11 protein-coding genes are annotated in these 12,056 nt (G+C 64.4%); 7 read left to right on the forward strand and 4 right to left on the reverse strand.

All coding sequences use genetic code 11. The features are described from left to right. The first annotated feature begins 354 nt into the window (after window positions 1-354). Window positions 355-2,079 carry a sensor histidine kinase gene (locus A6V37_RS30130; protein ID WP_064269949.1) on the forward strand — a complete coding sequence of 575 codons (1,725 nt, stop codon included), beginning with the start codon at window positions 355-357 and terminating at the stop codon, window positions 2,077-2,079. On the opposite strand, the gene A6V37_RS30135 is transcribed toward A6V37_RS30130, so the two are convergent. Beyond that, entirely contained in the window at window positions 2,080-2,406 is a 327-nt protein-coding gene (locus tag A6V37_RS30135; RefSeq protein WP_064269663.1) for a hypothetical protein, read from the reverse strand. A gap of 139 nt (window positions 2,407-2,545) precedes the next feature. Next, the gene (locus tag A6V37_RS30140; protein ID WP_064269664.1) at window positions 2,546-3,127 is read right to left on the reverse strand and encodes a DJ-1/PfpI family protein; all 582 of its coding nucleotides are present in this window, start codon (window positions 3,125-3,127) and stop codon (window positions 2,546-2,548) included. 150 nt (window positions 3,128-3,277) lie between these two features. Here A6V37_RS30140 and A6V37_RS30145 point away from each other — a divergent pair, with 150 nt between their 5' ends. The 4 genes from A6V37_RS30145 (at window position 3,278) to A6V37_RS30160 (ending at window position 7,824) form a co-directional block, all read left to right on the forward strand. After that, window positions 3,278-3,736, forward strand: a complete 459-nt coding sequence (locus A6V37_RS30145) for a BCAL1086 family glycoprotein (RefSeq protein ID WP_064269665.1) — start codon at window positions 3,278-3,280, stop codon at window positions 3,734-3,736. A gap of 93 nt (window positions 3,737-3,829) precedes the next feature. Beyond that, complete coding sequence (locus tag A6V37_RS30150) at window positions 3,830-4,285, forward strand: Rrf2 family transcriptional regulator (protein WP_064269950.1); 456 nt, start codon at window positions 3,830-3,832, stop codon at window positions 4,283-4,285. Window positions 4,286-4,449: 164 nt separating this feature from the next. Further along, window positions 4,450-5,097 carry an NAD(P)-dependent oxidoreductase gene (locus tag A6V37_RS30155; protein ID WP_064269666.1) on the forward strand — a complete coding sequence of 216 codons (648 nt, stop codon included), beginning with the start codon at window positions 4,450-4,452 and terminating at the stop codon, window positions 5,095-5,097. Window positions 5,098-5,193: 96 nt separating this feature from the next. Next, window positions 5,194-7,824: a mechanosensitive ion channel family protein gene (locus A6V37_RS30160; protein ID WP_064286636.1), complete on the forward strand. Its 2,631-nt coding sequence runs from the start codon at window positions 5,194-5,196 to the stop codon at window positions 7,822-7,824. 43 nt (window positions 7,825-7,867) lie between these two features. Here the strand turns inward: A6V37_RS30160 and A6V37_RS30165 are convergent, their stop codons facing one another. Beyond that, window positions 7,868-8,536 (reverse strand): cysteine dioxygenase family protein, encoded by a 669-nt coding sequence (locus A6V37_RS30165; protein WP_082902777.1) that lies wholly within the window; start codon window positions 8,534-8,536, stop codon window positions 7,868-7,870. 138 nt (window positions 8,537-8,674) lie between these two features. Between A6V37_RS30165 and A6V37_RS30170 the strand changes: the two genes are divergently transcribed. Both A6V37_RS30170 and A6V37_RS30175 read left to right on the forward strand, forming a co-directional pair. After that, entirely contained in the window at window positions 8,675-9,148 is a 474-nt protein-coding gene (locus tag A6V37_RS30170) for an Lrp/AsnC family transcriptional regulator (RefSeq protein ID WP_064286695.1), read from the forward strand. Window positions 9,149-9,260: 112 nt separating this feature from the next. After that, window positions 9,261-9,467: a hypothetical protein gene (locus A6V37_RS30175; RefSeq protein WP_064269668.1), complete on the forward strand. Its 207-nt coding sequence runs from the start codon at window positions 9,261-9,263 to the stop codon at window positions 9,465-9,467. A 73-nt stretch (window positions 9,468-9,540) separates the two neighbouring features. Here A6V37_RS30175 and A6V37_RS30180 read toward each other — a convergent pair whose 3' ends face one another. Next, window positions 9,541-12,054 carry an FUSC family protein gene (locus A6V37_RS30180; RefSeq protein ID WP_064286637.1) on the reverse strand — a complete coding sequence of 838 codons (2,514 nt, stop codon included), beginning with the start codon at window positions 12,052-12,054 and terminating at the stop codon, window positions 9,541-9,543. Window positions 12,055-12,056 lie beyond the last annotated feature (2 nt).

The raw sequence follows: 12,056 nt of genomic DNA on the forward strand, positions 1-12,056 counted from the left end.
TTGTGCCATGACGCGTCGATGCGGTGCAAAACGGCACCGGAATGGGAGTGGGTGGTTCCGGTCAGCAATGAATACTTAGACGCGCTTGCACCACGGACTACACGTAAAAGCACAATTAATGTGCATCACCGTTCCATTACGGGCGACGTGACCCAAAGCAGGGCGAAAGTTTCGATTTGCTTTACGTTTAATTCAAAACCCCGACGTTTAGACGCCCGTGCGTCGTGCACGCGGCCTGATGCTGGCGAAGAACGTCTGCGTGATGCCGTGCCCGCTTTGTTTTCCTGGGCAATCGCCGACATAATGTGGCGTCCCGAGCACGACCTGCCGGCCACCGACCTCCAATGCGCGCGCATGAGACTGACCACTAAAGGCCTGTTGCTGATCGCGATTCCGGCTTTCTTCGAGCTGGCGCTTCTGTCCGGACTGGTCAAGGCGCAGTCGGACGCGACGCTGGCCGAGCGGTGGGCCTTTCATAGCGAAGAGGTGTTGCGCCAGACCACCGCGATTCTCGATCCGGTGCTCGGCGAGTCCGTGGCGCTGCGCGGTGCGGTGCTCGCCAACGACACTCGCTTTTTCACGCCGGTGGCCGTGTGGGTGGACGTCGACCGGCGCATCGATCAGCTGGCCGAACTGGTTGCCGATAACCCGGCGCAGGTCGAGCGCGTGGTTCAGGTGCGCCAGGCGGTGCAGGCGTACCGGCAATGGTCGGACCGCGTGCAGGACATGTTGCATTCGGGCCGGCGGCGTGACCTCCTCGATCGTTTCCGCGACCTCGAACCATCCGATGTACTGGATCGTTTCCGCCAGCAGCTGACGGCTTTTCAGACCGAAGAACGGCGCCTCGACACGCTCCGCTCGAGTGCCGCCGATGCCGCGCGCGCGCGCCAGCAGGCCCTGGTGGTCGCGGCGGTGTTCGGCTCGCTGCTGTTCGTCGCGATAGCCGTGTGGATCTTCACGCGCGGCGTGCGCGGCCGGCTCGCGGTGCTGTCCGACAACGCCGGGCGTCTCGCGGGCAATGAACCGCTCGCGCCGATCACCCCGGGCCGCGATGAAATCGCCCGGCTCGATCTGACTCTGCACGACACCAGCCGGCGTCTGCTGGAGGCCGAGCGCATCCAGGCGCGATTCCAGGCCGATCTTGCGCGCCGCACCGGCGAACTGGCGCGGATCAACGAGACCTTGCGGCAGCAGACTCAGGAAAACGAAATGTTCATTTACAGCGTGTCGCACGATTTGCGCGCGCCGCTGGTGAATCTGCAAGGCTTCTCCAAAGAGCTGATTCGCGCGTGCGACGAGCTGCGCGTGGCGGTGCGCGAGTCGTCGCTCGCGGCCGAGACGCGGCAGCGCATCGAGCGGGTGGTCGACGAAGATATCGGCGAAGCGCTGCATTTCCTGCAGACGGCGGTGCTGCGCGCCTCGCACATCATCGACGCGCTGCTGCGGCTGTCGCGTGTCGGACGCGTGGAATACCGGCAGCAGAAGGTGGAGGTGCGCGATATCGTGCCGCGCGTGGTGGATGCGATGCAGGGCTCGATCCGGGCGCGGCGGGCGCGCGTCAGCGTCGACGAATTGCCCGCGGTGTGGGGCGACCCGACCGCGCTCGAGCAGGTGTTCGCGAACCTGATCGGCAACGCGGTGAATTATCTGGACCCGTCACGCGAAGGCAGGATCGAGATCGGCACGACGCCGTCGCCGCCGGGCGTGCACTCGCTGCGAATCTTCTACGTGCGGGACAACGGCTTGGGGATTCCGACGGTGGCCTTGCCTCGGCTATTCAGCGCATTTCAGCGGCTGCACGGCAACGTGGCGGGCGGCGAGGGCATCGGCCTCGCTCTCGTGCGGCGCGTGGTGGAGCGGCACGGCGGGCGGGTGTGGGCGGAGTCGAAGGAGGGCGTCGGCACGACGTTTTATCTGTCGCTGCCCGAAGCCGAGGTGCGAATCGCGCAACTGGCGGCCTCCGGTGTTCAAGTCAATCGTGACGCGCGTCCAGCTCAGGAAAGCCGCGACCGCTCAAGTGAAAGCGACAGTGCGGCTGCGCATGTCGCCGATGCCGGGTCAGGCATCCGCACGCCTTGATCAGCAAGCGCTAAAGAGCCGACGGGGTTTGAGCAGTTGGAGGCCGCGAATCGACCAGTAGCAGCCGCAAGCAATGAGGATCGCGACGCCCGTCAAGGTCTGGTGTGGCGCGGGGCGCAGCCCGAGCAGTCCGTCTAGTGCAAACAGGCCACGCGCGACGATCAGCAGTGCGGCCCATACCGCGCAGGCGGCTTGAATCAGCATGCGCATGCCGGCCAGACGCCGTGCGCGGCTTTCGTGCGACCAGTTGGCCGGCGTGCGTCCGCAGAAAAATGCAATAGCCATCAACGTGATGGCGAGAATGACGATCCAGTCGGTCAGTTCCATCGAAAAACACTCCCAAGTCAACCGGCGACTATAGGAAAGCCTTTCGCTGTGAACTATCGGACTAGTCTCAAATGCGGGGAGGGGCGGCGAGCGCCTGATGCCGCACGGGCATGGCGCTCGCCGATGGATACAACGTGGATCAGAGTTCGATGCGCGTGCCGAGCAGCACGAGGAATTGGCGCAGCCACTCGGGATGGGCGGGCCATGCGGGCGCGGTGACGAAATTGGCGTCGGTGATCGCGGCGTCGACCGGAATGTCGGCGTACTCGCCGCCGGCCAGCTTCACTTCGGGCGCGCAAGCCGGGTAAGCGGAAATACGCTTGCCGCGAATCACGTCGGCCGCGGCGAGCAGTTGCGCTGCGTGACAGATGGCCGCGATCGGCTTACCCGTCTCGGCGAATTGCCGCACGATCTCGATCACCTTGTGATCGAGCCGCAGATACTCCGGCGCGCGTCCGCCGGCAATCGCGAGTGCGTCGTATTGGCGCGGATCGGCGTCGTCGAACGAGGCATTGAGCGTGAACAGATGGCCAGGCTTTTCGGTGTAAGTCTGGTCGCCTTCGAAATCGTGAATCGCGGTTTTGATTCGTTCGCCCGCCTTTTTGTTCGGACAGACCGCGTCGACCACATGGCCGACCGCCTGCAGCGCCTGAAACGGCACCATCGTTTCGTAATCCTCGGCGAAGTCGCCAGTCAGGAACAGAATCTTCTTTGCCGCCATCGTATGCCTCCAGTTGATCAACGGAACACAGCTCATCGACACCCATAAAAGCTCAGGCAGTCTACTCCACTACGTTTGACAGAACCGCGACGGCGTATCATGGGCGCGTTTTCGTATGCATAAGCCGCTCGTCGCGGCTATCTATCAGACATGATTTCATCTATCCGTTCCCCCTTGCTGCGCCGCGCTGCGTTTGTGGCCCTTGTGTTCGGCGGGCTCACTGCCTGCCAGAAGAACAATGCGTCGGCAGATCAGGTCGCCGGCAAGCTCAACGACGCGGCGCAGCTCGCCGGTCAGAAGCTCGATCAGGCCGCCAGCTACGTCGGTCAGCAGGTCGATGCGACCAAAGCGGCCGCGCAGCAGAATCTCGAATCGGCCTCCGCGCCGTCGATCAATCTCGACCCCAACGCACTCGCTTCTACCGCGCAGGCCAACCTGCAAAATGCCGCGAGCGCGGCGCATGCGCAACTCGGCAAGGCCGCTTCGCTGACCGGCCAGGGACTCGAGACGGCAGGGCACAAGCTGCAGGAGTGGTCGGCGCAGAGTTCGTCGTCGGCGGCGGCGGCATCGGGCGACGGCAGCGACGCGCAAAAGCAGATGGACAAGTGACAGGCGGCTTAGGTAGCTCAGACAGCAGCGCTCGTTGACAGCCGGATTAAATGTAATTACTATGGTTACACATTGTCGTCGGGCGGGTTTGCTGTGAACACGAGTAGCCGGTTTGCATTCGCGGTGCATGTGCTTGCGCTGCTGTCGTTGCAGGAGGGCGTGCCGCTGTCGTCGGAGATGATCGCGGGCAGCGTGAATACGAATCCCGCGCTGGTCCGGCGGCTGCTGGGCATGCTGGCGGAGGCGGGGCTCACGGTCTCGCAACTGGGTGCGGGCGGCGGCGCGCTGCTCGCCCGGGCGCCTGAGCAGATCACCTTGCTCGAGGTGTATCGCGCGGTGGATGACGCGCAGTTGTTCGCGATGCATCGCGAGGAGCCGAATCCGGCGTGCATGGTCGGGCGCCATATTCAGGGTGTGTTGCGCGGCATCATCGACGATGCGCAGCAAGCCATGGAGGCCTCGCTCGGTGCGCGTACGCTGGCCGACGCTACGGCGGACGTGGTGCGGGCCGAGAAGCTGCGGGAGCGCAAGCGGCGCTCGCAAGGGTGACGTGGTAACGAAGTAGCATGGAACGGCGCGTGTTTTAAAGCTGAGCATGCAGTCGAGCACGCGGCCGTTAATCAACGTTGACCAACGGGGGCCTAAGCCCCTCTTTTTTCCTCATTATATGTAATCAACGTAGTTACATATTGGCTTATGACAGGAGTAGTGAAATGAGCAAACAGTTGAAGATCGCATTGTTCGGCGCCACCGGCATGATCGGTTCGCGCATTGCCGCCGAGGCGGCTCGCCGCGGGCATCAGGTCACGGCGCTGGCGCGCAATCCGGCGCGTGTGCCGGCTGATGTGGCGAATCTGAAAGCGGCTCAGGCCGACCTGCTCGACGCCGCGAGCGTCACCGCCGCGGTAAGCGGCCACGACGTGGTGGCAAGCGCGTATGCGCCGCCGCATGACGATCTCGCGGCGTTGACGAAGGCGACCCATGCGCTGGTCGACGGCGTGCGCGCGGCGGGCCTCAAGCGCCTCGTGGTGGTGGGCGGCGCGGGTTCACTCGAAGTGGCGCCGGGCAAGCAACTGGTCGATGCAGAAGGCTTCCCGGAAGCCTACAAGGCGATCGCGCTCGCGCATCGCGTGGCGTTCGACTCCTACCGCGGCGTCACGGATCTCGACTGGACGTTCTTCGCCCCGGCCGCGCTGATCGCCCCCGGCGAGCGCACCGGTCAATTCCGTACCGGCGCGAACACGCTGCTGGCCGACGCCGAGGGCAATAGCCGCATTTCCGCTGAAGATTACGCGGTTGCCTTCGTCGATGAACTCGAACAGGGGCGTTTCATCCGTCAGATCGCGACCGTCGCTTACTGAACCCGCGCAAGCGCTCTAACATTCGGTTACGCATGTCCGGTCGGTCCCGGTAAAAGTGCGGCTACACTGGCGTCTCCCGATTCCTTACGGATTGCCATGCAGCCATGCCCATCGCGGCGTGAGGCCGTCGCTGCGCCGTCCAGCGGCGGGCAGCCGGCCACACGCGCCGTCTTTCAATTTTCTTTCCATCAGGTGGGACGCGACGCCCGCCGCGGCGCGCGTTCGAATGTCGCGGCGTGCCTCCGCGCCTGGATGAGCGCGCTGTGCGTCGCGTTGATGCTGTGCGTCGGCTGGATACCCGCGAATGCGCTCGCGGCCGGCGCTGTCACCGCTACGCCGGTCATCCCGGCCCTGCAAAGCCTGATCAACAGCGCGACCGTGTCGGCGACGCCCGCTGCCGCCTCTGGCGCGTCGGCGGCGGAGGCGGCCTCCGCGCCTTCGCCCGCGAGTCAGGCGGAATTGACCCGCTCGCTCGACAGTGTGATCACCACGCTCGACAACGACCGGCAGCGCACCGCGCTCGTCGCGCAACTGAAGAAGCTGCGCGACGCGTCGCAAAACGTCGCGGCGTCCACGCCTGCTCCGGCGCAACCCAGTCCCGGCCTGCTCGGTGCGATCGCGTCGGGCATCGCCTCGTTCGAATCCGATGTGCATCAGGGCCGCACACCCGTGCGCTATTGGGGCGGGCGCTTCAACGCCGCCGGCAACGAGCTCTACACGATCATTTCAGGGCAGGGGCACGAGAGCTTCGGCCAGGTCCTGTTTGCGATGATCGCCATGCTGGCCGGATGGGGGGCGTGCGCGGGCGCGCTGATCTATCTGCAGCAAAGGCTGTACCGGCGTTTCGGCATCGTCATGGGACTGAACCCGAATCCCACCACGGGCGAGCTGCTGGTTTTCGCGCTACGCCGCGTCGGGCCGTGGATCATCGCCTTTGTGGCGGCGCTGCTGTTCGTGCGCGCCATGCCCGACGCGCTCGGCCGCACGCTCGGTCTGGTGGTGGCCTATGCCATCGTCGCGGGCGCGGTGTTTTCCGCGATCTGTCTGATCATGTTCTCGCTGTTCGGCTCGGGGCATCGGCGGATCGCGGTGCGCCTGCTGATCGATCATGCGCGGCGTGTGCTGTTCGTGATCGGCGTGTGCGGCGCGCTTGGCGACGCGGCCGTCAATTACGACGTCGCGCATCAACTCGGCTCGAACCTCGCCGCGCTGATTTCCACCGCGGCCAACATGACGGCGGCGGTCCTGACCGGCTATTTCGCGCTGGCGTTTCGCCGGCCGATCGCGCATCTGATCCGCAACCGGCCTTACGAGCAGCGCAACAACCACAAAGCCGCGACCGATGCCTTCGAAGTGCTCGCCGCGCTCTGGCACGTGCCTGTGCTGGTGCTGGCCACCGCGTCCGTGGTCGCCACGCTCGGCGGGTCCGGTTCCAGCGAAAACGTGCTGCAGATTTCGGTGGTGACCGCGCTGTTGCTGGTGCTCGCGTTTTTCCTGTCGGCGGTGGTGCTGCGACTGACGCGTCCGCGCAGTGCGCGCGCGCGTCGCCGTTCGCCGTATCTGACACGCCTGCTGCGCTTTTGCGGCACGCTGCTGACGCTGTTCATCTGGCTGTTCTTCTTCGAATTCGCGGCGCGTTTGTGGGGCGTATCGCTCGCGGCGGTCGTCGAAGAAAACGTCGCGGCGCGCGGTATCGCGCATGCCGTGACGGCGATCGTCGCGACCGTTTTCATTGCCTGGCTGCTGTGGATTCTGGTCGACACCGCGATCACGGAAGCGCTCAGTCCGGGCTCACTGCGCAACAAGGCGCGCGCGCCGAGCACACGGGCGCGCACCATGCTGCCGCTGGTGCGCAACGTGCTGCTGGTTTCGATCATGACGATAGCCGGCATCGTGACCGCGGCGAACCTCGGCATCAACGTCACGCCGCTGCTGGCGGGCGCAGGCGTGATCGGCCTTGCGATCGGCTTTGGCGCGCAGTCGCTCGTCACCGACCTGATCACGGGCCTGTTCATCATCATCGAGGATACGATTTCGGTGGGCGACTGGATCGACGTGGACGGCGGCCATGCGGGCACGGTCGAGCATCTGTCGATCCGGACGGTGCGTCTGCGCGACGGGCAAGGCGCGATTCACGCGATCCCGTTCTCGCAGATCAAGATCGTCAAGAACCTCTCGCGCGACTTTGCCTACGCGGTGTTCGAAGTCCGCATGTCCTTCTCCACCGACGTCGATCAGATCACGGAACTGATTCGCGAAGTCGGGGCGGAACTGATGGCCGACTTCCGGTACCGTCGCGAGATGCTCGGGCCGATCGAGGTGTGGGGGCTGGACCGCTTCGATCCGAACTGGATGGTCGTGAAAGGCCAGATCAAGACGCGACCGCTGCAGCAATGGAGCGTGGCGCGCGCCTTCAATCTGCGCCTCAAACGCAAGATGGACGAAGCGGGCATCGAGATCCCGGTGCAGCAGATGCGTGTGTATACGTCGTCGAAAGACAGCGAAGGTCAGCCGTTGCAGGACGACGAAGTATCCGGGGCCGGTCCGCATGGGCACGAACACGGGCACGCACAGACGGCGTCCTCAGCGGCGCGGGCGGTGCATGCGCCGCTCGCCATGGCGCGCGACGTTTCACACGAACCACGGCCGGCGCCGCCGCCGACTGGGCAGACCGCACCGATTCCACCGCAGATTCCTACGGCCGGCGAGGCGGGCGGGAAGAGTTGAGGAGAGCGGGAGCGGGCAGGTTGACACCTGCCCGTGCGTTGCGTCAGGCCAGCGCCGGCGTGTCTGCCGTGCGCACGATATCGTTGACGTGCGTGGACATCTGCGTGCCCGCGACACCATAAATATGCAGCGAAATAGCGGGCGCATCGCTGTTATTGCCCAGCCGGTGAATCGCGCCGCGGCCGCCACGTACGAACGACACCGCGCCCCGGTTGCGGGCCTGTGTCCGCGTGGCGCTCGCGCACTCCTCTTCGCCGCGCCATTCGAACACCGTTTCGCTTAGCGTGCCGTCCACCACCGCATAGCCGCACCACGTGTGATGCGCGTGCACCGGGCTTGCCTGTCCCGGCATCCATACCAGCGCGGCAATCGCATAGCGGCCGTGCGGGTCGGCAGCCAGCAGATGACGCCGGTAGGTCTCAATTGAGCCCTCGCGTTGCGCCGCCGTAAGCAACGCCGGGTTCGCTGCCGCCCCCGCGAGCGCGAGGCGCATGCTGCGCGCAAAGAAGGTTGAGTGCGACGGCTCAGGGAAGTGCGAGCAGGCCTCGAACATCGCGTCCAGCGTATCGCACAGGCGCATCAGCGGCGCGCTGCGTTCCGCCCGCGACGGTACGCCGGCAAGCGCGACGGAGGCCGCCTGGGTCGTGCCGGCGGGCTGTGCGTTCTGGACGGAGAGACGGTCAGGAGCGGCTGAACGGAGGTCGTAGGTCATGATCGTGATGCAGCGGTAGCGCTGCTTTTCAGTTATTCTCGGATAACGATATTTATACCCGTTTGACCGGAGAAAGAGTTTCCATATAATTCCCCGTGGAATCTGAAAAGTAGAATAATTTCCTATGAGGGTGTCATGATGGGAATGGATATCATCGACCGGAAGCTGCTCGAACTGCTGCAACACGATGCGACCATGCCGATCGCCGAACTGGCGCAGCGCGTGAATCTGTCGCAAACGCCGTGCTGGAAGCGTCTGCAGCGTCTGAAGGAGACGGGCGTAATTCGCGCTCAGGTTGCGCTGTGCGACGCCCGCAAACTCGGTGTGGGCACAACCGTGTTCGTCGCCGTGCGCACCAACCAGCACACCGAGGCGTGGGCACAAACGTTCACGCGTGCTGTCCAGGATATTCCGGAAGTGGTGGAGGTGTACCGCATGAGCGGCGAAGTAGATTACCTGCTGCGCGTGGTGGTGTCCGATATCGACGACTACGACCGCGTCTACAAGCAGTTGATCGGCGCCGTGCCGCTGTACGACGTGAGTTCGAGCTTCGCGATGGAGCAGATCAAGTATTCGACGGCGCTGCCGGTGAGGCCTTCGGTAGTGGCGTAGGGGAAGGGAGCGAGCTGGCCTGCGCGCTGCAAGCCGTGTGCAAGCTCAGTCAGCGTAGAATGCCGCCTTCCCTGACACCATCCGCGACTGCCTCGCGAACCGAGTCCGCCTCATGAACAAACCGCCGCGCAAGAAGAACCCGACATTTGGCATTGCTGTCTTCATCGTGGTCGCGGTACTGCTGGTGATCGCCACGCTCTTCTATAACGCCATCAAGGAAAAGCGCGAGTTCGACAGCCAGAATCCGGACACGCAGTCGATTTCTTCGGACGCGGCCTCGACTGCCGCCGCGAAGCCGGCCAGCGGCGCGGCGCAGTAGCACGAGAACGAAGCGCCACGGCGCGGCCGCCAAGGCCTGCGCCGCGACCGGTTCCCTCGCGGCACTGGCCGCTTCACTCGTCCGGCAGGCGAATCACGCTCGCATCTTTGCGAATCTGCGCCGCCGCGGACAGCATCTGCTTGCACTGATGCGCGAGCAGTTTCATTTCGTTCACTGCGTCCGCCGAGTAGTCCGGCGATTTTTCGGTGGCGACCACCATTGCATCGAGTTCGCGGCTCAGCAGTTTGATCTGTTCGCCTTGATCGGCGGCCGGCGCGGTGCCCGCTTCGGCTTCGGTCAGGTTGTCGCGCACGGCGCTCAGCGCGCGTTGCAGCGGCTGCAGCGAAACGCCATCGGCTTGCTGTTGCGCGGAGGTGCGCAGCAACGGCGCGGCCGCGGTGATCTGTGAGGCGAGCACGTGGCTGCGTACCAGCAGCTGGTTCAGTTCCGGCACGAACTTCTGCGCGGACTTCGGTTCGAGCATCATGCGCTGGAATGCCTGCCCCAGATTGGCGAACGCCACATGAACGTTCTTGCGTGCGAGCCGGTAGCGGTAGTCGCGATCGAGCGCGGTGGCGGCCGCCGCTGCGGCGGCGGATGCGCTCGAAGCCGGTTTCGCGGCTGGGTTGCCAGTTGAGTTTCCGGCTGAGTTGCCAGTTGAATTTCCGGCTGAGTTGCCAGTAATGCCGGCACCCGCGCCGATGGCGGCCGCGAGTTTTGTTCCCGTGCCGGCCGCGGCGCCGATCTCGCCAGTTGCCCCGCCGGTCGATGCCGCGAGCGCCGGCATGCCGAAGCCGATCGCCGGATCGGCCATTGCCGCGGCCGGGGCACGCGCGCCGGCTTCTGTGACAGTGGCCACGACCGCCGCTGCCGGCTTGCCGCTCCACCACCAGCTCGCTTCCAGATACTGCCGCGTCGCACTGATCATGGTGTTGACGAGCTTGCCCATCAAGCGGTATTCCCAGTACGGGAACAGGTGGCTCGCCGCAATCGCGATCGCGCAACCCACTACCGTATCGATCGCGCGTTCGCCGATGATACGCATGCTGCCCGGTGCGAGCAGGTGGAACATCAGCAGCACATAGGACGACGTGAACACCACGCTTGCCGTGTAGTTGAACAGCAGCAGGCTGTAGCTCATCACCATGGACGCGAACATCACCACCAGCAGGATGTGCGGTTCCTTGACGAAGATCAGCAGCGCGATGCTCGCCGCGCAGCCGATCAGGGTGCCGACGATCCGCTGCCCGTTGCGCTGCTTGGTGAGCGAATAGCCTGGCTTCAGAATGATGACGGTGGTCATCACGATCCAGTAGGCGTTGGTGAGCGGCAGCAGACGTCCGAGCCAGAATCCCACGGCGACCGCGATCGTCACGCGCAACGCGTGACGGAAGCTCGGCGAGGCCATGGTGAGGTTCGAGAAGATCTGTCCGAACGGCACACGGCGGCTCGATACGAAACGGCTCAGCGCCTGGTCGAGCCGCAATTCGGTCTCGCTCGTGCTAGGAGGGCTCGAGAGGCTCTTGTGCATCTTGTCGATCAGGCGCGTGGCGCTCCAGACGCGCCGGAAGGTGGCCGAGATCGCCGAGTAAGCCTCGTGGTTTTTGGCCGGCAGGTCCTGCTTGCGCATCAGATCGATCTCGAACTCGATGGCACGCAATTCCGCCTTGAGGTTCACGCGTCTACGCGGTGCCTGGTTTTGCAGCACCGCGAGTCCGAGTTCCTCGAGATCGCCCGCGGCCTTGCGGATCAGGTCGCGGTAGAACACCAGCAGGTCGGAGCCGCCGAACGTGTTGCGCACCAGCGGATAGTCCGTATGCGCGCCCACGAACAGCTCATGCAGATCGACGGTATTGATGAACAGATTGAACAGCATGGCGCGGCGCGGCTCGAGCTTGCCGCTCTTGAGCTTGGGCAGATTGCGCAGCACGATGTCGCGCGCGGCGTCCTGACGCTCCACCGCGGCGATCTGCTTGTCGACCAGATTGCGGTAACACTCGTCGAGATCGTTATCGAGGTCGTAGAACGCGGCGCGCGCCAGCAGATAGTCGGCGCATGCGAACACGCTTTCGGCCAGCGCCTGCTGCTCGATACGGTGCATCATCCAGCGGCTTACCAAGGTTGACCAATAGGTGTACCAGAGTCCGCCCACCAGAATCCACGACGCATTGACGAGCGCTTGCATCGGCGTGAAATGCTCTTCCAGCGTCACGACCATCATGAACAGCGTGGCAAAGCTGATCTGCGGCCAGCGATTGCCATATACGACAATCAGGGACAACACGAAAGTGAGCGGCACGACCGTGCACCACAGTGCCAACGCGTTCACCGTGGCGAGCCCGGTGGCGAGCGCCGACAGGAAGCCGATCACCGTGCACGCCAGCATCTCGTTGTGCTTGTATTTGAGCGGGCCCGGCATATCGACGACACACGCGCCGAGCGCGCCGGTGGCGATCGTGAAACCGAGGTCGCGATCGTGGAACACGATCAGACACAATACCGGTAACGACACGCCGACGGCGATACGCAGGCCGCCATAAAAGTACTGGCTATAGAGGAATTTTCTTATTTCAACCGAATAGCGCATCG

This window comes from Paraburkholderia ginsengiterrae (assembly GCF_001645125.1).
In the GTDB taxonomy this organism is placed as follows: Bacteria; Pseudomonadota; Gammaproteobacteria; order Burkholderiales; family Burkholderiaceae; genus Paraburkholderia; species Paraburkholderia ginsengiterrae.

Excerpts from the sequence above, each read along its gene's own strand:
- A6V37_RS30130 (WP_064269949.1), top strand. The coding sequence starts at position 355 with ATGAGACTGACCACTAAAGGCCTGTTGCTGATCGCGATTCCGGCTTTC.
- A6V37_RS30135 (WP_064269663.1), bottom strand. The coding sequence starts at position 2,406 with ATGGAACTGACCGACTGGATCGTCATTCTCGCCATCACGTTGATGGCT.
- A6V37_RS30140 (WP_064269664.1), bottom strand. The coding sequence starts at position 3,127 with ATGGCGGCAAAGAAGATTCTGTTCCTGACTGGCGACTTCGCCGAGGAT.
- A6V37_RS30145 (WP_064269665.1), top strand. The coding sequence starts at position 3,278 with ATGATTTCATCTATCCGTTCCCCCTTGCTGCGCCGCGCTGCGTTTGTG.
- A6V37_RS30155 (WP_064269666.1), top strand. The coding sequence starts at position 4,450 with ATGAGCAAACAGTTGAAGATCGCATTGTTCGGCGCCACCGGCATGATC.
- A6V37_RS30160 (WP_064286636.1), top strand. The coding sequence starts at position 5,194 with ATGCAGCCATGCCCATCGCGGCGTGAGGCCGTCGCTGCGCCGTCCAGC.
- A6V37_RS30165 (WP_082902777.1), bottom strand. The coding sequence starts at position 8,536 with ATGACCTACGACCTCCGTTCAGCCGCTCCTGACCGTCTCTCCGTCCAG.
- A6V37_RS30170 (WP_064286695.1), top strand. The coding sequence starts at position 8,675 with ATGGGAATGGATATCATCGACCGGAAGCTGCTCGAACTGCTGCAACAC.
- A6V37_RS30175 (WP_064269668.1), top strand. The coding sequence starts at position 9,261 with ATGAACAAACCGCCGCGCAAGAAGAACCCGACATTTGGCATTGCTGTC.
- A6V37_RS30180 (WP_064286637.1), bottom strand. The coding sequence starts at position 12,054 with ATGCGCTATTCGGTTGAAATAAGAAAATTCCTCTATAGCCAGTACTTT.